The 21,895-nt window shown below is 57.8% G+C and carries 17 protein-coding genes; 7 read left to right on the top strand and 10 right to left on the bottom strand.

Annotated elements, in window-relative coordinates; all coding sequences use genetic code 11:
* Window positions 1–16 precede the first annotated feature (16 nt).
* Window positions 17–1,945, top strand: a complete 1,929-nt coding sequence (gene prpR / locus ABDB87_RS18180) for a propionate catabolism operon regulatory protein PrpR (protein WP_345929719.1) — start codon at window positions 17–19, stop codon at window positions 1,943–1,945.
* A gap of 152 nt (window positions 1,946–2,097) precedes the next feature.
* On the opposite strand, the gene ABDB87_RS18185 is transcribed toward prpR, so the two are convergent.
* Window positions 2,098–3,177 (bottom strand): HD domain-containing phosphohydrolase, encoded by a 1,080-nt coding sequence (locus ABDB87_RS18185; RefSeq protein ID WP_345929721.1) that lies wholly within the window; start codon window positions 3,175–3,177, stop codon window positions 2,098–2,100.
* Window positions 3,178–3,418: 241 nt separating this feature from the next.
* Here ABDB87_RS18185 and glmS point away from each other — a divergent pair, with 241 nt between their 5' ends.
* Window positions 3,419–5,257: a glutamine--fructose-6-phosphate transaminase (isomerizing) gene (glmS, locus tag ABDB87_RS18190; RefSeq protein ID WP_345929723.1), complete on the top strand. Its 1,839-nt coding sequence runs from the start codon at window positions 3,419–3,421 to the stop codon at window positions 5,255–5,257.
* Between the two features lie 454 nt (window positions 5,258–5,711).
* Here glmS and ABDB87_RS18195 read toward each other — a convergent pair whose 3' ends face one another.
* The 4 genes from ABDB87_RS18195 to ABDB87_RS18210 all read right to left on the bottom strand — a co-directional run bounded on the left by ABDB87_RS18195 (window position 5,712) and on the right by ABDB87_RS18210 (window position 10,839).
* The gene (locus ABDB87_RS18195) at window positions 5,712–6,380 is read right to left on the bottom strand and encodes an alpha/beta fold hydrolase (protein ID WP_345929725.1); all 669 of its coding nucleotides are present in this window, start codon (window positions 6,378–6,380) and stop codon (window positions 5,712–5,714) included.
* 694 nt (window positions 6,381–7,074) lie between these two features.
* Entirely contained in the window at window positions 7,075–8,040 is a 966-nt protein-coding gene (locus ABDB87_RS18200; protein ID WP_345929727.1) for a hypothetical protein, read from the bottom strand.
* 136 nt (window positions 8,041–8,176) lie between these two features.
* Window positions 8,177–8,542: a hypothetical protein gene (locus tag ABDB87_RS18205; protein ID WP_345929729.1), complete on the bottom strand. Its 366-nt coding sequence runs from the start codon at window positions 8,540–8,542 to the stop codon at window positions 8,177–8,179.
* A 464-nt stretch (window positions 8,543–9,006) separates the two neighbouring features.
* Window positions 9,007–10,839 carry an ATP-dependent nuclease gene (locus ABDB87_RS18210; protein ID WP_345929731.1) on the bottom strand — a complete coding sequence of 611 codons (1,833 nt, stop codon included), beginning with the start codon at window positions 10,837–10,839 and terminating at the stop codon, window positions 9,007–9,009.
* A gap of 351 nt (window positions 10,840–11,190) precedes the next feature.
* Here ABDB87_RS18210 and ABDB87_RS18215 point away from each other — a divergent pair, with 351 nt between their 5' ends.
* The 3 genes from ABDB87_RS18215 (at window position 11,191) to ABDB87_RS18225 (ending at window position 14,753) form a co-directional block, all read left to right on the top strand.
* Window positions 11,191–13,020, top strand: coding sequence for a TnsD family Tn7-like transposition protein (locus ABDB87_RS18215; RefSeq protein WP_345929733.1), 1,830 nt, complete (start codon window positions 11,191–11,193; stop codon window positions 13,018–13,020).
* Between the two features lie 133 nt (window positions 13,021–13,153).
* Window positions 13,154–13,468, top strand: coding sequence for a hypothetical protein (locus tag ABDB87_RS18220; RefSeq protein WP_345929734.1), 315 nt, complete (start codon window positions 13,154–13,156; stop codon window positions 13,466–13,468).
* A gap of 4 nt (window positions 13,469–13,472) precedes the next feature.
* Window positions 13,473–14,753, top strand: a complete 1,281-nt coding sequence (locus ABDB87_RS18225; RefSeq protein ID WP_345929735.1) for a TniQ family protein — start codon at window positions 13,473–13,475, stop codon at window positions 14,751–14,753.
* A gap of 273 nt (window positions 14,754–15,026) precedes the next feature.
* On the opposite strand, the gene ABDB87_RS18230 is transcribed toward ABDB87_RS18225, so the two are convergent.
* Complete coding sequence (locus tag ABDB87_RS18230) at window positions 15,027–15,821, bottom strand: NYN domain-containing protein (protein WP_345929736.1); 795 nt, start codon at window positions 15,819–15,821, stop codon at window positions 15,027–15,029.
* A gap of 508 nt (window positions 15,822–16,329) precedes the next feature.
* Here ABDB87_RS18230 and ABDB87_RS18235 point away from each other — a divergent pair.
* Together ABDB87_RS18235 and ABDB87_RS18240 are read left to right on the top strand one after the other, a co-directional pair.
* Complete coding sequence (locus ABDB87_RS18235) at window positions 16,330–17,436, top strand: ThiF family adenylyltransferase (protein WP_345929737.1); 1,107 nt, start codon at window positions 16,330–16,332, stop codon at window positions 17,434–17,436.
* Window positions 17,437–17,546: 110 nt separating this feature from the next.
* Complete coding sequence (locus ABDB87_RS18240) at window positions 17,547–18,515, top strand: HesA/MoeB/ThiF family protein (protein WP_345929739.1); 969 nt, start codon at window positions 17,547–17,549, stop codon at window positions 18,513–18,515.
* A gap of 366 nt (window positions 18,516–18,881) precedes the next feature.
* On the opposite strand, the gene ABDB87_RS18245 is transcribed toward ABDB87_RS18240, so the two are convergent.
* From ABDB87_RS18245 to ABDB87_RS18260, 4 genes are all read right to left on the bottom strand, one after another.
* Window positions 18,882–19,091, bottom strand: coding sequence for a hypothetical protein (locus tag ABDB87_RS18245; RefSeq protein ID WP_345929741.1), 210 nt, complete (start codon window positions 19,089–19,091; stop codon window positions 18,882–18,884).
* A 146-nt stretch (window positions 19,092–19,237) separates the two neighbouring features.
* Window positions 19,238–20,032 (bottom strand): SIR2 family protein, encoded by a 795-nt coding sequence (locus tag ABDB87_RS18250; RefSeq protein ID WP_345929743.1) that lies wholly within the window; start codon window positions 20,030–20,032, stop codon window positions 19,238–19,240.
* Window position 20,033: 1 nt separating this feature from the next.
* Window positions 20,034–20,588: a non-canonical purine NTP pyrophosphatase gene (locus ABDB87_RS18255; protein ID WP_345929745.1), complete on the bottom strand. Its 555-nt coding sequence runs from the start codon at window positions 20,586–20,588 to the stop codon at window positions 20,034–20,036.
* Window positions 20,585–21,580: an adenosine deaminase family protein gene (locus ABDB87_RS18260; protein ID WP_345929758.1), complete on the bottom strand. Its 996-nt coding sequence runs from the start codon at window positions 21,578–21,580 to the stop codon at window positions 20,585–20,587. The genes ABDB87_RS18255 and ABDB87_RS18260 overlap by 4 nt, the downstream gene beginning before the upstream one ends.
* Window positions 21,581–21,895: the final 315 nt, after the last annotated feature.

Raw genomic sequence — 21,895 nt, forward strand, 5'->3', positions numbered from 1 at the left:
TGTTCTAGGATGAAACATGAATCCGCACCCCGACCCCATCCTTCCGCAGCCCGCGCGGCTGTGTGTTTTCAGCTTCGAGCATCTGGCCCGGCTCATCGAATCGGTGGCGCCCGCCTATACGGCCGAGGCCCGCGTCTTCGTCGAGCGTCGCCGCTTCGGTGATGCGGTGGCGCACGCCCGCGCGCTCATGGAGCAGGGCGCGGTGGATGTGTTCATCAGCGCCGGCGCCAATGGCGCGCAACTGCGGCGTCAGCTCGATCACCCGGTCGTGCTGGTCAATGTGAGCGGCTTCGACATCATGGCGGCGCTCGTCACCGCGGCCCGTACCAGCCGGCACATCGGCGTGGTGACCTATGACTTCATCAGCGACGGGCTGCGCGAATTCAGCAGCCTGATGAGCATTCCGGTGTCATTGCGCCGCTATGTGGGCGAGCGGGATGTGGTCGAGCAGGTCAGCGCGCTGCGCGATGCGGGCGCCGATACGGTGATCGGGCCGAGCCTGGTGGTCGAAACCGCCGAGCGCTTGGGGCTGCGCGGCGTGCTGATCTACTCCGAAGCCTCCGCCCGCCAGGCACTGGAAGAGGCCATTGCGGCGGCGCGGGTGGCGCAGGCCGCGCAGGCTGGCCGACGCCAGCTCGCGGCCTTGCTCGGCACCTTGCGCGAAGGCGTGCTGGCGGTGGGGCGGGACGAGCGCGTGTGGCTCGCCAACCCCGCCATCGGCGAGCTGCTCGGCCAGCCGGCGCAGAGCCTGCAGGGCCGGCTCCTGACGGAAATCCTGCCCGGGGCAGACGCGGCCGCGGTGCTCGAAGCGGCGGACGGCACGGTGTTGCGCCAGGTTTTCTTCCTGGGCGAGCGGCGCATGGCCGGCAGCCTGGTCGCGCTGGACGAGGCCGGCGAGCGCAGCGGCGCCGTGCTGAGTCTGCAGGACGCAAGCGCCGTCGAGCGCGCCGGGCGTGAGCTGCGCATGCATGCGCGGCGCAGCCATGTACGCGCACGTCATACGCTGGCCGACATCATCGGCAGCAGCCCGGCCATCGAGAGCCTGCGCAGCCTGGCCGAGCGTTTTGCGGTGCTGGATCTCTCGGTACTGATCTCGGGCGAATCCGGTACCGGCAAGGAGCTGGTGGCACAGGGCATGCACGCGGCGAGCGCTCGCAGCGAAGAAGCCTTCGTGGCCATCAACTGCGCGGCGCTGCCCGAGAGCCTGCTGGAGTCCGAACTCTTCGGCTACGAGGAAGGGGCTTTCACCGGTGCGAGCAAGGGCGGCCGGCCGGGGCTCTTCGAGCTGGCGCACCGGGGCACGATCTTTCTGGATGAAGTCGGCGACATGCCTCTGGCATTGCAGGCGCGCCTCTTGCGTGTGCTGCAGGAGCGCGAGGTGTGGCGCGTGGGCGGACGCGAGCCGACGCCGGTGGACGTTCGCGTGATGGCGGCCACTCATCGCGATCTGCCCGCGGCAGTGCGGGCCGGCAGCTTTCGCGAGGATCTCTTCTACCGGCTCAATGGCTTGTGCCTGCGCATTCCGCCGCTGCGCGAGCGCCTGTCCGACCTGCCGGCGATCGCACGCAGCCTGCTGGCGGGCATTGCTCGGCACTCGGGCACGCGGCTGCCCGAGCCGGCGCTGCTGGAGCGCTTTCTGGGACGCGCAGTGCGACATGCCTGGCCCGGCAATGTGCGCGAACTGGAAAACCTGCTCGAGCGTCTGGTCGCCTTCTCGACGCTGCCGGATGCCGGCGAGGATCTTTTCGGCCGGCTCTTCCCCGAGTTTTCGGCCGCTGCCCCGACCGCTGCCGGGCCGGCTTCGCTGCGCCGGCAGCGTGACGATGCCGAACTCGCGGCGCTGCGTGCCGCACTCGATGCAGCGGGCGGTCATCTGGGCGAAGCGGCGAAAACGCTCGGTGTCAGCCGCACAACGCTCTGGCGCCGCCTGCAAAGGGAGCGCTGAGCCGGTAGCCCCTCCTTTCCGGGCCTCCGCAGATACGAGGGCCATTGCCGTGACGGCGCAGCGCTCAGGGTAGCGCGAAGGCGGAATTGCTCCCGCCTTCAGACGCCGGTCTTGCGCCGCCTGCGCAGGGTTTCAGAGGCGGCAATCGTGGCTCAGGGGGCCGAGCATTCGTCGAGCTGCCGGTAATGCCGGAAGACTTCGTCGAAACGCAGCGCGTGGCGTGAAAAGGCGGCCAGCAGGTCCGGATCAAGATGCGCCGGGTCGGATCGCCCATCGCCGCTGAGCAGGATGTGCATCACCTGCGCATGCTCCAGCGCCGGCTTGTACGGCCGTGCCGAGCGCAGCGCATCGTAGCGGTCGCAGATCGACATGATGCGCGCCGGCAGGGGGATGTCTTCGCCGGAAATGCCATCCGGATATCCGCTGCCGTCCCAGTTCTCATGGTGGTTGCGCGCGATCAGGGCGCCCATGCGCAGGTAGGGCGAACTGCTTCCGGCGAGCAGGCGCTCGCCCATCTCGCAATGCGCGCGCATCACTTCCCACTCTGCCGGATTCAGCGGCCCCGGCTTGGTCAGGATCGCATCGGGCACGCCGATCTTGCCGATGTCATGCATCGGGGTCGCCTGGGTAAGGCAGTCGATGAACGCCGCATCCATGCCGGTGGCTTCGGCCAGCAGGCGGGAATACTGGCTGATGCGCTGCAGGTGGGTGCCGGTGTCGGCATCCTTGTATTCCATCGCCCGGCACAGGGTGAAGATCGTCTCCAGATTCGCGCCCACCAGCGAGTCAGTGCGCTGGCGGATTTCGCGTTCCAGACCGTGATTGGTCTCCACGATGCGGTTGTAGTAGTCACGCAGGCGCAGGTGATTGCTCACGCGTGTCAGCAACTCGGCTTCGTCGGCCGGCTTGGTCACGAAGTCCTCGGCGCCTGCCGAGAGCGCACGGTGCCGTGCCGAACTGTCGCCCAGCGAGGTCATCACGATCGTGGGAATGTGCGCGGTGGTCGGGTCGGCCTTCAGGCGGCTCACCAGTTCGAAGCCGTCCATGACCGGCATGATCACGTCTGTGAGGATCACGTCGGGCCAGCCCAGGCGCGCCACCATGATGGCTTCCTGGCCGTTCTGCACATGGCTGACCATATGCCCCTCCTGCTCCAGGATGGCACTCACGACGAGGCGTATGGTCTCGTCGTCATCCACGACAAGGATTTTTCCCCTCAGTTTGGTGAGCACATGACCTCCTGAACGTTTGCCGACTCGGCTTCCGGTTTATCGGCGAAGGCCCGGGCGGCTTGATGCGTGCCGCAGCTGACAAGAGGGCAGGGCAGGGTTTTCCTGATTCAGTTGTGAAATTAAATTTCACGTAGTTCGATGTGAAAAATAATGTTTCATAAAAGAAGATTCAAAGCGAACATATTTCATTCTGGCGGCGCTAGCATGCGCAGCATCCTGTCCTGACCCATCGAGGCCCGCCATGTGTGGAATCGTCGCAGCCGTCTCCCGTCGCAACATCGTCCCCATCCTCGTTGAAGGCCTCAAGCGCCTTGAATACCGGGGCTATGACTCCTGCGGCGTGGCCGTGCATCAGGACGGCGCGCTGCGCCGCGCCCGCTCCACCTCCCGCGTGGCCGAACTCGATGCGCTGATCGCCGAAGACCGCGTCGAAGGTTTCACCGGCATTGCCCACACCCGCTGGGCGACTCACGGTGCGCCCGCCGTGCATAACGCCCACCCGCATTTCTCGCGTGAGCGCATTGCACTGGTGCACAACGGCATCATCGAAAACCACGAAGAGCTCCGCGCCGAGTTGCGCGGCAAGGGCTACGAATTCACCAGCCAGACCGACACCGAAGTCATCGCCCATCTGGTCGATCACCATTACGACGGCGACCTCTTCGCCGCGGTGAAAGCCGCCATCGTTCGCCTGCGTGGCGCCTACGCGATTGCGGTGTTCTGCCGTGACGAGCCGCACCGCGTGGTCGGCGCCCGCGCGGGCTCGCCGCTGATTCTCGGCGTGGGCCAGGACACGCAGATGAGTGAAAACTTCCTCGCCTCGGATGCCATGGCGCTCGCCGGCGTGACCAACCAGATCGTCTATCTGGAAGAGGGCGACATGGTCGACCTGCAGGTCGGCAAATACTGGGTCGAGGCGCGCGAAGGCAATGAATTCACCCGCGTCGAGCGCGAAGTGCGCACCGTGCATGCGCATTCCGGTGCGGCAGAGTTGGGCCCCTATCGTCACTTCATGCAGAAGGAAATCTTCGAACAGCCGCGCGCAATCGGCGACACGCTCGAAGGCGTCGCCAGCATCACGCCCGAGCTCTTCGGCGACGAGGCCTGGAAGGTTTTCAAGGACATCGACTCGGTACTGATCCTCGCCTGCGGCACCAGCTACTACGCCGGCTGCACCGCCAAATACTGGCTCGAATCCATCGCCGGCATCGCCACCAATGTCGAGATCGCCAGCGAATACCGCTACCGCCACAGCGTGCCGAACCCGAAGAGCCTGGTCGTCACGATCTCGCAGTCCGGCGAAACGGCCGACACCATCGCGGCCCTGAAGCATGCCAAGAGCCTGGGCATGACCCACACGCTCACTGTCTGCAACGTCTCCACCAGCGCCATGGTGCGCGAGTGCAAGCTCGCCTACATCACCCGCGCCGGCGTCGAGATCGGCGTGGCCTCCACCAAGGCCTTTACCACCCAGCTCGCCGGCCTCTTCCTGCTCACCCTCGCCATCGCCCAGACTCGCGGCCGGCTCAGTGATGAGCAGGAAGCCGAACACCTGCGCCAGATGCGCCACCTGCCTGTCGCCCTGCAGGGCGTGCTCGCGCTCGAACCGCAGATCATGGCCTGGAGCGAGGAATTCGCCCGCAAGCAGAACGCACTCTTCCTCGGCCGCGGCAAGCACTACCCCATCGCGCTGGAAGGCGCGCTCAAGCTCAAGGAAATTTCCTACATCCACGCCGAAGCCTATCCGGCCGGTGAGCTCAAGCACGGCCCGCTCGCGCTGGTAGACGCCAACATGCCGGTCGTGACCGTTGCCCCGCATGACGAACTCATCGAAAAGCTCAAGAGCAACATGCAGGAAGTGCGCGCCCGCGGCGGCGAGCTCTACGTCTTTGCCGATGCCGACTCCGCCATCGAAAGCGCGCCCGGCATCCATGTCATCCGCATGCCGGAGCACTACGGCGCACTCTCGCCCATCCTCCACGTCGTGCCCCTGCAACTCCTCGCCTACCACACCGCCTGCGCCCGCGGCACCGACGTCGACAAGCCCCGCAACCTCGCGAAGTCCGTCACGGTGGAGTAATGCCAAAAGCATTCTGACGTTGTTGTTCCAGACAATTAAAGTCGAAAACAGGTCATTAAAGTCGAAAACAAGCGAAGGCCCCGCAAACGCCCCTAAAAGGCTTGCGGGGCCTTGCTTTTGGCGGTTTTGCGGGATTGAAGGGCTGTTTCGCCGGATCGAGCGTCTAAAGTCGAAAACAAGGGACTGAAAGCCTTGTGTGGAGGGCGTTTCGGCCTTCGTGACGTGGCGGTCGAAAAAAACGGTGTCGGGGGAGCGTTTTCGGCTGGGGGGCTGCCGTGAGAGGCGTATGGCGGTCAGGTTTTGGAGCAGGGCTTAACGCCAATGGCTCCTGCCGACCCGTTGCGGTCGGTCAGATTCTTGGAAAGCAGACCATCAACGTTGGAGCTGGTGGAGGTCCGCTCGAGCGATGGGTTAGCGAAGTAATCGGCCGAAGGCGCCGCAAATCGCCCTGAAGTCAATCTTTACCGTCCTTAAGAATCATAGGGTTACGAGGATTGACTTGAGAGGCGTCGCTGAGCAAGTGCTGCTTGATGAGTGGCGCAACATCATTGGCTTGGGCATTGCAGAAGGTGTGGGTGCCGCCACTGACGACGTGCAGATGCGAACGAGGCAATACCTTGGATAGCCACTGTCCAACTGGTACGGGGCTAATTGGATCTTGGTCGCCCCACAGAAGTAAGGTGGGAATAGACAGGGAGGGCAGCAAGTGAGAGATATCTCGATCGTATGCGGCGAACAGATGCGCCGGGTCGTTGGGATTGATCTCCTCGCGAGGAGGTCGCCAATCATGTGCGCCATGGTGCTTCATGTCGATGCCACCGGATAAGGCTGCCAGAACAAGATGCGTGACCAGCGACGGCTTCTCCAGCGCGACAAGTAACGCGACTACGCCACCCATGGACTGGGCTACGACAGCGGTCGGGCGCGTGATGCGCGCTGACACCTGCTGAGCCAAGCTCGGCAGCGAAGTAACTGAGGCGTCGGGTGGTGTTGGCCCGAAGCCTGGCCAGCCAACGTGGTTTGCCTGCTCAGAAGGGATCTCTAGCAGCGCTGCGACTGGTTTCCAGAACTCAATGTTCCCGGATGCGCCAGGTAAGAACAGGACGTGTCCGTGCAGCGGCATGGCAGTGACGAGGCCTAAAGTTTGAATTCACCGGTCTTGCGCGGCTTTATGCGCAAGATCCGGTGGAATGATGGGTTGGGCACGCCTATTGTTCGCGCCAAGCGGTAATGGGTTGGTCTGGCAGGGCTTTTTTTAAATAACTCAACTGAGTCAGCCATCGCGTGCTCGTGAGACATATAGATTGGCTTTCCAACTACAAGCGGAACTGTTTCTCCGTCTTGGTAGACCTCTACAAAGTAGCGGCCTGTATTGCTATCAAAGACAGTTTATATTCTGAATTTGGCCATGCTTTTTCTCTTAAGTGTGGTTGATTGACGGGGGTTAGCAACTGAAAGTAGGCCTGCCAAACTTCAAACGTAGCTCCGCAATCTTTGCCTTGTCCTCAATCCGAGGTGTTTCGGTCTCTGTGACTTTCGCTTCTGCACCTATAGCACCAACGTAGACATGGCGACGTATTGTTAGTACTGCGTCAGTAGGCATTGGCTCTTCAACTCGATTTCCAAAATCGTGTTTGTAGCTTCCATCTACCCATCCATTCGGAGTGAGGTGTACTTCTTCCCATTCGTCACTAGCTGCCATTTGATTACTCCTTAGATATTGATTTTGAAGATGCCCAGCGTGAAGCTAACCGGCCGCCGGAGCGCGCAGCGAACCGAACAGCGCAGCTGTTGGGCGGTCCGCGTTGAGCGTAGGGTTAGATTTCCGTCGGGTCATTTGGATTTCTATTAGTCAGGCTCACGAGTCGTTTGCTTAACTTCTCTTTAAGATCGCGAAGATTGTCATACTCTGGGCAGTTGTAGCCTGCGAGATCAAAGTGGATGCCCGTTCCAGCCTTCCGGAAGAGAATGACGCGCTTTCCTAGCGCGTGAGCGAAGCCGACTTCGTAATAGACGTTCGGCCGGGTTCCTGTTAAATCAGCAAACAAGAACTCCGCAGTTCGTATTTCATTCAGAACGCGTTCGCTGATGAGCCCTTCATGTTCGATGTCGTCAGCGCGGACGGCGCGGATACCGAACGAGCGAAATGCCGTGCGAACAGCATCCGCAACATCGGTAAGTTCGGGGTGCGCGGGATCCATCCACATCATGATAAAAGCTGTGCTTGCACGGTACTTGGCTGCTTCGCTGCCAGGACTGATTGATTCATGACCAGATGCCGGCGGCGCCGCTTCGACAAGTTTCAGAACGGCGTTTAGCTTTGATAGCTGACTGAAGAACTCGTCTTCGGCTTCATCAGGTGATAAGCCCGACGATTCAAATTGCTCCGCCGCCCGAAAACCAAGAACGGTGCCCTCGTCATGTATCACGTCGGGTTCGCGGTAGCTGTAGCGACGCAACCGAAGCGCAGCTCGGATTGCCTTGGTCGCGACCTTGACATCATGAACGTCTTCGCTGCCTGTAAGGGGCGATGTTCGAGTGGCTTCGGCTAACGCTGCGCATGCGGGTAAGAGTTGCGCAATGAGAGCGTTGGCGGTTTCTTGAACTTCTTGAGGTAGCTGGTCCCAGAAGTGATTCGGCTCCCAGTGCTTCCTGTACGAAAGGAATGGAACGCCGTCCTCCAGCAATTTCGCATGAATACCAGTTTGAGCAAAATAGCCTTCGGCAGCTTTGGCTGCCTCTCGAATTACTCCACGAATGTCGTTGACGGCAATAGCGCTCATATTCGTACGGGCCTAGGAAATCTAACGTGGAGATGAGGGGCGGCCGGAGCCGAAGGCGGAGGGAACCGCAAGCGCCAGCTTGCGGACGTCCCTCTCGATTGCAGGGTTAGACGGCTGATGGCAAAGCAAACCAGGTTTAACCATTTTGCTCAACCACTAGGTATTCATCAGTGCCAGCGAACTGAAACGCTTCTGGCCCACGAACGTACTCGGCGGCCGCCGGAACAAAAAATCTATTCCCATTTGGAAATTCGAGGATGAGCTTGTATCTCTCGTTGTGATGCGCACGCAGGACAGCACTTCCTATCAAACTAACCAGCGCATCACAAAACCCGGATGAGCCCTGAGTGAGTGTAACTCCCATGTGCTCAACTTGAGCAAGGTTGTAAACGCTCAAGCATTGAGACTGAAACACCAATTGCAAATAGTCATGGATGAACACCACCTGAGACAACGGCTCAGCGGGACAAAGATCCGGAGGTGGAACACGCTCATCAAGCATTTATGGGGTGCCGTTTAACTATAAATTTGGACAGCAATTTTGCTGTATAACTCCGGGCGCTGCTGGATAACGTGCCGGCTAGGAAACCACGTAAAGCCGCTTCTTGCCTATCTTTCCGGCGAGTAGGAGCGGTTTTCTACCCGAGTAAACGCCGACGAAAAGCAGCAGCTGACCTGCATGGTACAAAAGATCTGAGTGGCTGCTTTGCGTTCGGCAGTTGTCTGTCTGCTCCTGGCCGACACTTGCCATCCATGATATCCGCATAGCAGCCGCTCCGGCAGACGGCCGCTTTGCGCGACTTCGAGAGACACTTCCCGACCCAAAGCGGAATTTGGTTGTTTGTGAAAGCGGACGTTCAACGTGCAGGTTATCCGGCGCCGGAACGCGAAGCGCGTAGGGCAGCAACACTGGCCATAAAAATGGCGAAGCCATGGCCAGTGTTGGCGTCCGCGTTGAACCAACAGTTATGCCTCTTGCAAAACAGTAATCTTGCTGTCCCACGATGTTACGGCAGCATCCAATTCTTGAACATTGGACCAATTAATAGCGCCAAGAGGTAATTGAGCACCATTGATTTCAAGGATTCCATCAAGAAGTTGCTTGACTACGGCATATGAATCGGGGTCTGATTTCAACCGATTTATGCAATTCTCCGGCTTGTCGATGTCTATCACCTCGGAGAAGTAAGCTTCTTCAAAGTTCACAACTGAAGCCACTACCCTTGAAAAGTCAGACATTTGCGCTTCGATTTTATTATTATTTGTCCATGCGGGGTTTGCGATGGTGGTCAGTCTATAGACAACGTGATCGTTTTTACTGGCGGATTTGTCCTTGATTCTTGATTGAACGGTCTGACGGTCGGTGTCATGAAGAACGTAATATTTACTCTTGAAGTGATTTAGCACCTTCATCATGGATGCGACAGTAACTTTGCCTCTCGCTCTAATTACATTCAGGCTGTGGTAATCATTGTTTCCAGCCAATGCTTCCCTGCTTTTGATGTGGTTGAATGCCGTATATTCAGTGTCACCCTCGACAACCAGAACTTGACCGCCAAAAAACGCTTCTGAAATGTGCGAGTCAAATAGGTTTACTAGCTTAAGATTCTCCTTGTCATCACTGTCCAGTTGCGCTTGATCTGGTCTGTAAAGGGTGGTTGCGCCAATATTATTTCCGGCATCTTTCTCGGCTCTAATGATTGTTGTGTGGTCTTTGCTAAGATCAATGAAGCTTGGCGAGTGAGTAGTGATCATCACCTGCCAGTTTTCATTATCAGGTAGCGAATAAAGCACATCCCGGGCTGCTTGAATAGCCCTTGGGTGAAGGCTGACCTCTGGCTCATCAATAAGCAGTATGTGAGCGGTGTTGGGGCCTACAGATTCGTGGAATGTTTTGGCTGTTTTTGCCGCAGGCTTTGCTTTAATGCCTTTGTCTGCTAGCAATTTTAGAATTGTCCAGAGTGCAGTCCGCTGCGTTCCGCTGCCTTGCTTCTCTAGGGGAAAGGAAGGCCCCCCAGTGGCGCCGACCTCCAATCCGAACTCATCTCCAAGCAGATCAATTGTAATTGGGGCGGTGCTTTCTGGCGCGATGACCTTCATTGTATAGTTTGGGAATATTTGCTCAAGTATTAGATTGGCCTGAGTTTGGATGTCTGCAATGCCTGCTTGCTGAATTTTCTTGGAATCGGCCCTTAGCTCTTTTAGGCTGCTGACGATTGCGTCATACCTGGATAGTTCATCAGCCTCATTCGTTTTTATATTTTTAATGTCGTTTTCTAAAAGGCTTTTAAGCAAGCTTGTGATGGCTTTTGCTTGAACCTCAGGATTGTCAAATGTATTTACTCGATGGGGTTTAGGTCTTCTGGATTTTGCAACATTGTTTGTCCCCCACGGCATGAGCTCTTTGTCGCCGGTTTGAGCCCATCTATCGATCTTGACATTGAAACCTACCCTCTTGGGCTCGGTCCCAATTCCATTCCATGTCCACTTTTCCTTGATAAGCCATGTTCCGTCAGGCAGCAACTGGCACCACTCATCGCCTGGTTTATTGTCTTGAGTGACGACCGAGTGAATTTCGATATCAGGAAAATTATCTGCAAGTACCTGTCGGTTGTGAAAGTCATCTTGCTCGAGCTTCAGGCAATCCGCCACAACCTCGAACGCTCTTAAGATTGTGCTTTTTCCTGCGTTGTTTGCGCCCACCAATACAACAATTTTGTCGATATCGATGGACACCCCTTGCGGGCCAATGCAGCCAAAATTTTTAATGATTAGTTTTGTGATTTTTGGGTTTGACATATTCCATGGATCTCAGTTTTCGTTGAAGAGGCATAACGTAAAGGTGACCGGCGCACCGCGTTCGGCGCACTCTGAACAATCCGGCACGACACGTAGGGTGTCAATGAGCGAGGCGAATTGCACCGTATGAACATGTGCGACGAATCCACCCAATCCGGCGCTACGAATGCCCGCTTTCGGCTCGTATGAATGACAGTCCGCTCATGGCCGGAACCGGTCGCCGCTTTCCCGTCTCGGATTACGCTACGCCCTCGTTCAGGTCGGCACATATGACCAAAATCACGAACGAGCGAGACTGATTCAAAAACACCCTTTTTGCTGTATTCATTTCGCTGGCTGGATTCCACTCGAGTGTTGTTCCATCCTGAGGAAGTGACAAGCGCTCGCGACTCTTCCAGCCGAAAACAGCATCGGCCCTCGTTCCTCGTGCATTGGCAAGAGGACGAGACTGTTTTCAGCCTCGCGTCTCGCTTGCATCAACTCTGGGGCTACCCGCTGGCGTTGCAGACGGCGCAGATCCTGTTCGGTGCGAGCCATGCCGGCACGCTGCATGATCTCTCGACCCATCTCTCCGCGTTCGAGACGGCTACCGAGGGCGTGCTGGGAACAGCCGCCGAACTTGCCGAGACGCGAACGCTGGCGCGCTACTACCGAAGTTTTCTCGGGCAAGAGAGCCGTGAGCACCTTACCGCCACGCTCTGCGGAGACTCTCTCGCGCATGTGAAGCTACGGCTGGGTATTCTGACAAGCCGGTTCCGCGCCCACCATCCGCTCAAAGCCTGCCCGGCCTGCATGCTCGAAGCGCAGATGTCGAAAGGCTATTCCTGGTGGCGCCTGACGCATCAGTATCCTGGTGTATGGATATGCCCACAGCATGGTGTGTTGCTGCGGGAGTCAAACCTGAAAGCGAGTGGAGCGGGCCGATTTCAATGGGTGAGGCCCGATCCGACAGCATTTCATGACTGGCCGGGCATTCACGGGGAGGCCGGGCAGGGGATGGCTGATTCGTCCATGGTGGCGCTGACGCGGCTAGCGCATACGACTGTCGGGCTGGTCGATGCGGGGCAGTGTTCGGCGCTGAGTCCGCTTGAGCTGAACCAGGCTTATCGCGCCGCACTTCGTTCGCGTGGATGGCTGAGCAGTTCGGGCAACGTGCGATTGTCATGCGTGGCCGAGTCTTATCTTGCGTATGTGGCGCCGCTTCGGGTTGTGCCGGAACTGTCAGGTTTGCCCGCCTCACTGGACGACGCGGAGGCGCAACTCGGGCGCTTGTTGCGTCCCTCGAAGCCGGAGCGATCCGGGACGCACCCCTTGCGGCATTGTCTGCTGGTGGATTGGCTGTTCGGCAGCGCCGCATCTTTTATGGAAGCGCGCCGCGCGCGTGATGTCGGAGGGCGTGAGTTTCAAGTCGCGCTAAAGCTAGCCGATGCAAAGCCGGCTCCCGGGGGGCTGAGGATGGATCGCTCCCTACCAGAATCCGGGCTGCGGCGCTGTCTGGTTGATGAGCAACTCAGCTTGCGCCAGACAGCACAACAGCTTGGCGTCGATATTGCAACCGTGATGGCCTGGGCTACCCGGTGTGGCATTCCTTTCGAACGTAGGCCCAAGCTGATCAGGGATGAGCTCAGAGCCTCGCTGATCAATGCCTTGCGGTTAGGCATCGACAAGCAGGAAGCGGCTGAGCGTTTCGGGATCTCGGTTGTTAGCGTGACGCGGATCCTTCGGACGGTGCCAGGCTTGCAACAGGCGTGGCATGAGACACGTACATCGCGCGCGCAGCATGACGCACGTGAGTGCTGGCTCGCCCATCTCGCCGAGCATGGTGCGCTGGGCGTCAAATATCTGCGTAGCCTGGCTCCGGCCGTGTATGCCTGGCTTTACCGTAACGACCGGGACTGGTTGCAGCGGGCCAATGCGGCGGCCAATGCACCGCCCCGTCTCCGGACCTCTTCCGTGCGATGGGACGTGCGGGACGAAGTACTCAGCAAGCAAGTGAAGGACGCGGCACTGCGTGTGTTGCAAGAGCACCCCGGGCGTCGTGTTCATCTCTGGCAACTCTATCAGCGGGTGCCAGAGCTCAAGGCCAAGTTGAGCGTTCTGGATCGTCTCCCCCTCACGCGACGCGCCATCGATCTCGCGATTCACCCCGTTTCAACTTCGGGCGATCTGTTTGGCCGCTAGCCGGCTGATGAAGCGTGACCATGTCTTACGCCTGCTTGTATGCAGAAATGCACAAAACTATACTTAACGGATGATCGTGGCTTCTCTCCAGGCGCGTGCGCAACGCGCTGATTCCATCTTTCGGCATCTGGGCATGAGCCAGACGCAGATCGCAGCCTGCCTGGGGGCGAGCCAGGCACAGATCTCACGCATTCTGCGCGGGCACAACCTGCGTCCTTCCCGACTGTTTGAAGAAGTCTGCCTGCTCGCTGAACGCCAGAGCCTGGGCGTGACGGCCGAGGCGGTTTGCCAGAACGAAGAGTTGATCGAGGCGCTTCGCGAAACCTGGGATGGCACAGCCGTCCATGCACGTGCTCTGGCAACAGTCATCCGCTCCCTGTCTGCCCTGTCTTCTCCCCTTCCGTCGTCATCTTCTTCTGTCCTCCCTCCAAAGAATCGAAAGGAATAGCCGCATGCTGAGCCGTCTGAAGGTTTTGCCGGATGAAATTGATCGCGGGTATCTTGGACGGGTGATGCGCTTTAATGGTGTGCGAGAACATCAGGGCGCGTTGCGAGCACTACGGGTCACCGGGGGAGAGCCGGCCGATGGAGGGGAAGGGCTCAGAACCGGCACCGTCGCACTGCTGGCGTCGCTATCGGCGACGCCACTCGACGAGTTTGTTGCCGCCCACACGACCTTGCCCTGGCGCCGTGCGATTGCGTGGTTGAAGACAGATGTCGAGCACGGTGGGGAAGACAGTGACTCCATTATTTCCATCAGCGGTCTGCGTCTAGCGAGAAATGCTGCCTATCTGTGCCCGGCGTGCGTGGCTTCGGACCAAGCCGCTCTGGGCTTCAGTTACTGGCGGCGAGATCACCAGTTGCCGGGACGCGAGATATGCGCTGAGCATGGAACGATGCTGGCGCGTGTAGAGGATGAGTGGGCCTTTGTGAAGTCGCCCGCGAACTTCATCAAGACGGGGCAGGCCGTTTCATTGGAGGAAAGCAACGCACAGGAGCAACTCCTGGTGCGCCGTTTTCATGCCATCGCCGATGCGCTGATGGCCAGGCGACTGCCGGTGCCGATTGCCGTGATGCGCGAGGTCTTGAAACGGCGCGGGCAGGCGTGTGGGCTGCAAACACATGGTGGCGAGGTCCGGCATGCCTTGTTGAGTGATGTGATCAAGCGCGCCTTTCCGGAGCAGTGGTTGCGCGAGGTCTATCCGGCGCTGGTCAGCAAGCCCGAGCGCAAGTTGATGAACCGAGTTGATGGCGTGTTCTATTTTGCGAAAGGCGCTTCGTCGGTTGAGCCGTATTTTCTGGCGCTGGCCGTGCTCTTCGATTCGGCAGACGAAGCCCTTCAGGCATTGCAGCAGGCGGAAATGAAACCGCAACCTGCAAAGGCTCGTACGCGAGGAGAGGGCCCCTCGCTGGATGCGCTGGTGAGCGCTTACGTCGAGTCACGAGGAAATCTCTCAGAGGTGGCGAGACTATGCGAGAGCAGTGTTTTCATGGTCTCGAAGCGACTCACCGAACTCGGCCTTCCTACGCTGCACCGTAAAAATGCCGTTGGCATTCACAAGGCGGCCTGGGCGTTCTACGTCGAGAACCTGGGCTTGATCGAATCGGCGGCGGTGGGAGGTATCAGCCTCGCGGAGTTGGGAGATCTCATCCGGTCGGGAGGACCGTTGCTTGTGCGCGCACTCAAGGCAATGGGGCAGGAGGGGACAAGCTCGCAACAAGAGGCGGCTTGATGAGCGTCTTCGATTGGCCTGAGTATCCGCCCCTGAAAAACTCTTGTGCTTATTTCACCCCGCGTGCACCGCGTCGGGAATAGGTCGCCGGCGAATGTGTGCTTCTCGGCCTAAACGGCCATTCAATTTGTAGGCAGGCTCGGTCCCCTCTGTAGCGCTTAGCGGCCACTGACAGACCCTAGCTGGTTACGGAGGAGAATCGGTCTAGCTTGAGCTGAAATGCCATGCCGATCCACTAGGCGCGCACTCATGAGGCCGGCGCCCCTGCCTGCCTCAAGCGTTCAGATCGATATCGATGTCCAGGCTGGGGATGGCCAGATGGCCGGCAATTACCATTCCCTTGATGAGACGGGACTGATCGCTGACCCATGGGTATTTTTCGCCGTAGTCTCTGAACTGGTCATTCGAGACAATGAAGCCGCCAGTGTTGTTGGCCCTAAGAAGCAGGAAGTCATCAGCGCGCATTTTCCCGGGCACTTCAAAGAACTCGAAGGAGTCTTCCTTGAGGTACTGCTGGTAGAGAGCGTTGTCGCGGCCCTTAAATTTGCCGGAAGCGCTGGCATCAAAGATCACAACTACCTTGCCGCCTTGTGAGACCAGAGCCAATGCCAGCGCAATGACGTTTGTGACGCTGAGAGTCTTTGACCAGTGCGCGACGTTCATGCCGTCGACAAAGAATTCGCGTCCGCTCAATGTGCCGGCGAACGCAACGTCCGGCACTTCGGATTTGCTTGGCGCTTGCTCAGCTGGAAGGGCTTGCTCAGCGGATGGGGCTTCCGCGGCCTTATGAGCAGGCGCACCAGCGCCACCTTTGCGCCGGACCACGATCTGAATCTTCCCTCCATCCGAAGCGGTTATCGATTCGGATTGCTTTAATAGCACAGGCTTATTGACTTGGTACTTGAGGCGAAGAAATGCCAAAAGCTGCGTGCTGTCCTGCTCGGTAAAAACATCATCAGGGTTGCAGTGAGCTATATTGGCGTCGATGAGCATTGGGAGCAGCGCGCCGACAGGCATCTTTATCTCGGCGGCAAACTCACGGACAGTCCGCGTTATTGCATCAGTCATGGTTGCGATTGGCGATCAGATTTAGCATCGGGAAAGGCTTTTTTACCATACGTACAGCATTGTGACTATTGGAGAAAGAGTGCCACCCTGTAGACGTCAAAAAGCCCGGGCTAGGTGCATAATGCACTCAGAATCGGGCTTTGTTTTCAGGTGGATTGCTTGATGTCTTGACCTGCCTCATCAGCCGTGCTGGCAACAGCGCATTCTTGACAGAATGCCTCGCGAGTATTCAAATAGGATTCGTAAAGATCAATCACAAACATGAATAGCGGGAGTTCCAATGGCTGATGCAAAACTTGTCAATGACGATCAATTTGAGACGATGGGTTTTGTCGAGATCTCTGTTGAGGCTGGCATGACCAATGCGACCAAGTATACGGCCGGTTGTTCGGGTGATCGATCTGCTTGCTGTACACGGACATGCAGCGCGGATCCGACATTTGTCGGTAGCTCAGCTGACTGGGAAGCCTTTCTATCCGTTCGGGGTGGCGAGATTCAATACTGAGTCGTGGCTATTACATTCCCGTATCTACGGGACGGTATAGACGTATACGTTCGCGGCGAAGACGAGGTTCATTTCGTATTCTTGGCTACGCGCGCGCGGATCGTCTTGAAGGTTCGTGCGTGCTTGGTCCCTGCCCTCACGTGGCTGGACGGTGAAAACGCCTGCGACATATTGGTTAGCCGCATGGCTAATGCACACGGAACGGCAGCAGGTGAGCAGTATCGAGTTCTTCTGGACTATCTGGAGAAAAAAGGCATCGTCGTCGAGCCAGATTGGCTTGAGCGCTCCGGGCTAGATCACCAAACGATCGCCACCCAGCAGCGACAGCTATCTTTTATGCTAGACGTGCTTGGTACGCCAGAGAGGGCAATCGCGGCGCAGCAACGAATCACGGAAGCTCACGTAATTTGTTTCGGACTTGGCGCGGTAGGGGGCTGGCTGGTAAGGCAACTCCTAGGGCTTGGTTTCCGGCGATTCGTTCTTGTGGATCACGACATTGTTAGCCAGGCCGACGTAGCCCGACATGCGTTCTTCGATGCTACCGATGCGGCAGTCGGGGCCTTCAAAACGGTCGCCGCAGCTACATGGATTCGCGAACAGTTCCCTCAGGCCGAGGTCGTGGCTGAGACCGCGGCCCTTACGACGCAAACGAAACTGGACGAAATCATTCCCCGTGATACCAGTATCGTTATCAATGCAGCCGACCAGCCTTATATCGGCTACACAAGCGTGTTGCTGTCACGTTTTTGCGTTCAACGACGACTTCCCCTCCTCGTTGCTGGCGGGTTTGATGCGCATCTCGGCAGCCTCGGTGAAATGATCATCCCCGGGATCACGCCTTGCGCCGACTGCTATGCAGATCACTTTAGCGAAGCTCTTAAAGATTGGGTGCCGGTGGAGCATCCCGTCGCAGATCGGCGAGAGGCAGCAGGAGGTCTTTGCTCCATGTCAGTATTTTCAGCCGGCGCAGCGGCAATGCAGGTTCTTCGCCTGTTTACAGGCGAAGGGATGCCAGAGGGAGGGCGCGGCGAATTGCTGTATGACAGCTATAAGCTTGATTCCTTCACGGTGACGCGCCGTCCCGAATGTCCGGTTTGCTCACGTATATGATTAATCCTTCATCGCGACTACGGCTAAGGCCGTCCGTGGCCATGGTGCCTATGGGTGGAGAACAATGGCAATTTTTCCTCGGAAACACCCGAAGGAGCCGCCAGTACAGATTGCGTCAAGAATTTGCCCTAGCCCTGCAGCAGTTGGATGGTCAATTGACACTTATGGAGGTATCGAACCGCACTGGCGCCGATCTTGAGCACTTTCAAGCTCTCGTCCATGCGTTGCATGCCTCCTGCATACTTGAAGATGATAGCTTTGCGCAGTGGGCGGCCCAGTCGCCATGGCGACGGGTGCTCAACTTCCTCGGTGACTACATACCAAGCAACGATGTCCAGGATGCATTCGCGCGCTTATCTGACACAGAGGTAATCGTTTTGGGCGTCGGCGCGGTCGGCAGTTGGGCTGCAACGGAGCTCTGTCAGTCTGGGGTGGGGCGCTTGGTACTTGTCGATAAGGACACGGTGGAGACATCTAATCTCAACCGTTCACTGTACACACAGTCTAATGTCGGCCAATACAAAGTCGATGCATTGGCGCAGCGACTCCAACGCATCAATCCCCAACTCGTAGTGCGCCCTCTCCGGCAGATGATGAGCGACTCGGACGACCTAGCCAAGTTGTTACAGGACGCAGGGCCGGCATCCATCGTGATCAATTGTGCCGACTCGCCGAGTGTCGATGCCACCTCAGCGATGGTTGACGCTGCATGCCAGAGGGCACATACCGCCTACGTCATCGCCGGAGGCTACAACCTGCACTTGAGCCTGATCGGCATGACAGTTCTGCCTGGGAAATCGGCCTGCTATCACTGCGGCCGCCTCACACTAGAAAATCTTCAGGGAGACGAACTTGTCGGTCTGCGCAAGCTCGCACGCCCTTGGCGCAACATTGGCAACCTCGCTCCATTGGCAGCTATCACGGCGTCATTCGCTGCTAACGAGGTGATTCGCGTTGCGTTGTCGGACAGCCGCATCCCGCCAGCAATGGTTAACCGCCGAGGGGAATTCAACTTTTTAACGAGCGAGATGCACTTTACTAGCCTACCTCCCAGGCCGGAGTGTGGCTGCATTTCTTAGCTAGTGGCGTGGGCGGCATCGCGCCCGCATCAGTCTCTGCAGCGGGGGGGGGCACGAAGAAGCGTTTGCTTGCTCACCAGTTGTTCAGGGTGCGCTCTATCGTCTTGCGGCGCCAGTGCGCCAACTCCCCCCCGTTTGGAAGACTACTTAAACTTAAAACTAGGCATTGGCACTTTGCGTGTAAATCGGCCAAAGCTGCCGGCTGGCCTGCGTCAATGAGCGGCGGCAATGCGTAGCACACTTGTCGCACGATCCCCGGCACGGTCGAAAGGCAGGCCGCCTTGTTTGAACGCGTATTTCTCGTCAAACACCCAGGCTTCCGTTGGACAGCTCCGGGCCTTTTCACGAACGCTTCAGTTATTTGACCTAGATTTCTTGCGCAACAATTTCCAGCACCACGTCGTTCAGTCTTGTCACTTGATGAATCGCGCAGTTCATATCGACGACACCGTACAAGGCAGTGCCACCCTCCTTGGTCTTGAAAACAATCTCAAAAGAACAATCGTCCGGATAGCGAGCAAGTTCACTTTTCAGATCCCCAAGGGTCTTAATGGGTGTTGTATCAATAATTGTCATTTGTCATTTCCTGAAAAACAAAATATTAACTGATCAATCCTCTTGTCCAAGCGCGCCACTTCGGCGATCTCACCATATTGACCGTAATTCTTCCAAAACGTAGAACGGCTTGCCATATCGTGCATTTTGCTTCGTTAACCACCTAATCAAGTCACGAGCTCTTGTAGAAGGTCTGTAAGCGCCTTTTTCGGATCATCCTCGTCGGACACGATCATCTCAATGCCCCAGTGCCTCAATACTTCTTCTGCTGCTGGGTTCGGGCGGTGTGTGAAGACGTAGGATTTTGGTCTCACGGACGCCAGCGGCGAACGCCCCCACATCTCAGTCAGTCGATAGAACAGGAGTCGGATGTTGAAATCCGTCAGGCTGTAGCCGATGAAGAGAACGGAATTGTTCAGCACGTCGTTGCGCAGCTTGATGTCCAGCGGGGTGTCGAAGTTTAGTCTTTGGTAGTAGCTCGTTTCGTCTAGAACGATCGATTCATCGGCTGAGAAGTCACCATGGAATTTGATTATCTGGCGATGACCGTCCCTGACCGCGACCATGTCCGCCACGCTGGCAATCCTGTCGTAATTCACGCCGAACTCGGTGTGGGCGATCTCAAGCCAACGGTCGTAATTGGTGGTGTAGATCCGGGAGAAGTTGCCTTGTGTAATCAACCGGTGAATGTCGGAGGCCTTGATGTCTGTCGACGACTTGTGCCACTCCCTGTCCATCCAGCTCCGCAGTTCACCGAGTCCACCTCTCTTTCTTCTGTAGAACTCAGCAAGGGTCTGGTAGTTCCCGTAGGTGGCAAACACCTCCGGGTCATAGCCCAGTTCCGTCGCGATGTGCGCGATCAGCTGACTCCAACTCGGCAAACCAAGGTTCGCGGAAACGCCGGCACCGACAAACAGCATCAGCTTGCCATTGCGGTGGGCTTCAAAAAGTTCAGCGGTCATTTCATGGCCTCTTGGCTTTGAGGTAGGCAGCAAAATTATCGAGCGCGATGCGGCGCATGGAGATGTCGTCCTTGTCGGTGCCCATCTCGGCAAACGTCTTTGTGCTGCCGTCAGGGATGAAGACGCAGTCCCACTGGAAGTCCTCAGGACCAGCAGGTGCACGGGGAACAGTGCCTTCGATGGATCCCTCGAACAGATGCATCTTGCGTCCGTCGCAGTACCCAAGCACCGTTTTTGCAGTTACCTTGTTGTCACCTAGGGCAGCCACGAGGTCTGCGAAGCGTTTGGCTTCCAACCGATCCCAGAAGATCTGAGTCAGGCCTGCGGGAAGATCGTTCAGCCCCCTGAGGTACAGTCCCGTATGCTCGACAAACAATGGGCGGCCGATCTCGCGGAACGCTTTAATCAATTTGTCTCGCACGAGCGCACCAACATCCTGTGTCTGCAGCTCCTCGATCTTTCTGGACACCGGCACGATGTCCACGCCGACCGGGGTGAGGATGCGTTGCACCTCCTCGATCTTGTGCTTGTTGCCAGACATGAATCGAATCTTCAACTCAAACCCTCCATGAATGAAAAGCGTTTGGCGACTTCGTACTGCTGCTGCATATCGCAGATGGACAGGCCTTCGGCCATGGCTGCCCCTTGGTCGTCGGCCAATCCGCGCTGATGGATCGCAGGGTTGTCAGAGCAAATCACGAACGGCACGCCATGGCGCCGGAACTCCTGTAAAGGGTGGGCCTCATCGCTGGGAACCGCACCCGTGAGCCGGTTGCTGATCGGGCAGACTTCGACGCAAACCCCCTTGGCGGACAGCAGGTCCAGCAGCTCCGGGTCTTTGCCGGCCGCCGTACCGTGGCCGATTCGATCTGCATCGAAGAGATCCACGGCCGCACGCACATTCTCCACGCGGCCCGTTTCTCCTGCATGGATCGTGATGCCAAAGCCGTACCGATCCTTGGCCTCACGGATCATCGCTGGCAGCTCTGCCGGATATGGCATCTCTTCATCTCCAGCAAGGTCGAGCCCCACGACATCCTTCGGCCGTCCGAGGTCCTCGTAGGCCTGCAAGAGTGTGGCGAGATTGGTAGCGCCGTAGTCGCCCCGCGTTACGGTAAGGATCAAGCCCCGCCGGACGCCGTGGTGCTGCGCCGCGCTGCCAGTCGATTCGATGAGGCGTTCCAACGCCTGTGCCGGCGTGCAGCTCTGAAGTCCGGTCAGGTACAGAACGCTGCTGCGAAGCTCAACGAAACGCACGGCGTTCTCTGCTAAGCTCGCAAGAACCGCATGTGCGAGGCGATCGAGGTTCGTGCGCTTCTTGGGGAAGAGGCGCAGCACCTGCCACGGCGTGAGGTATTCCGCCAGCGATTTGCATGCTGCCAGACGGGTCATGTCCCGCTCGAAATCAAAGCCTGCTGGAAGTGACGTTGCTTCGTCAGCCATGATCTCCTGAATGGTGGAGACGGGGATGGCGCCGTTCATGTGCACGTGAAGCTCTCCCCGGTCATGCACGTGCGTTTGCGCTTCGCCGTCGTCAGCCCCGGCCATAAACCCTAGCAGATCAAGTTGCCGCTGCTCCAATTTCCGTCCCCGAATCTTGTTGTGGGCTTCAGCCTTTTATTGATGTTAACGCTTTATCTGCCACACGTGACTTCTCATGGATAAGCTTTCGCAGCGAGCGGTCAATTTTTCAGCTTATTGCCATTCAGGCTTGCGGCGACGAATGCCTGCTTCAGCAACATTGCAGACCATAGTTGTTATTTGGTCGGATGACCGCTTGGGCCGAGAACCTGCCGGCGATAATCGCGTCGTTCTTTTGATGTCAAATGTCAGCGGACGTGGCCCATAAGTGGATAAGGCTCC

Source organism: Uliginosibacterium paludis (assembly GCF_039631355.1).
Lineage (GTDB): Bacteria > Pseudomonadota > Gammaproteobacteria > Burkholderiales > Rhodocyclaceae > Uliginosibacterium > Uliginosibacterium paludis.

Excerpts from the sequence above, each read along its gene's own strand:
- prpR (WP_345929719.1), top strand. The coding sequence starts at position 17 with ATGAATCCGCACCCCGACCCCATCCTTCCGCAGCCCGCGCGGCTGTGT.
- ABDB87_RS18205 (WP_345929729.1), bottom strand. The coding sequence starts at position 8,542 with ATGCTTGATGAGCGTGTTCCACCTCCGGATCTTTGTCCCGCTGAGCCG.
- ABDB87_RS18260 (WP_345929758.1), bottom strand. The coding sequence starts at position 21,580 with ATGGCCGGGGCTGACGACGGCGAAGCGCAAACGCACGTGCATGACCGG.
- ABDB87_RS18220 (WP_345929734.1), top strand. The coding sequence starts at position 13,154 with ATGAGCCAGACGCAGATCGCAGCCTGCCTGGGGGCGAGCCAGGCACAG.
- ABDB87_RS18195 (WP_345929725.1), bottom strand. The coding sequence starts at position 6,380 with ATGCCGCTGCACGGACACGTCCTGTTCTTACCTGGCGCATCCGGGAAC.
- ABDB87_RS18225 (WP_345929735.1), top strand. The coding sequence starts at position 13,473 with ATGCTGAGCCGTCTGAAGGTTTTGCCGGATGAAATTGATCGCGGGTAT.
- ABDB87_RS18210 (WP_345929731.1), bottom strand. The coding sequence starts at position 10,839 with ATGTCAAACCCAAAAATCACAAAACTAATCATTAAAAATTTTGGCTGC.
- ABDB87_RS18245 (WP_345929741.1), bottom strand. The coding sequence starts at position 19,091 with ATGACAATTATTGATACAACACCCATTAAGACCCTTGGGGATCTGAAA.
- ABDB87_RS18200 (WP_345929727.1), bottom strand. The coding sequence starts at position 8,040 with ATGAGCGCTATTGCCGTCAACGACATTCGTGGAGTAATTCGAGAGGCA.
- ABDB87_RS18250 (WP_345929743.1), bottom strand. The coding sequence starts at position 20,032 with ATGACCGCTGAACTTTTTGAAGCCCACCGCAATGGCAAGCTGATGCTG.
- glmS (WP_345929723.1), top strand. The coding sequence starts at position 3,419 with ATGTGTGGAATCGTCGCAGCCGTCTCCCGTCGCAACATCGTCCCCATC.
- ABDB87_RS18230 (WP_345929736.1), bottom strand. The coding sequence starts at position 15,821 with ATGACTGATGCAATAACGCGGACTGTCCGTGAGTTTGCCGCCGAGATA.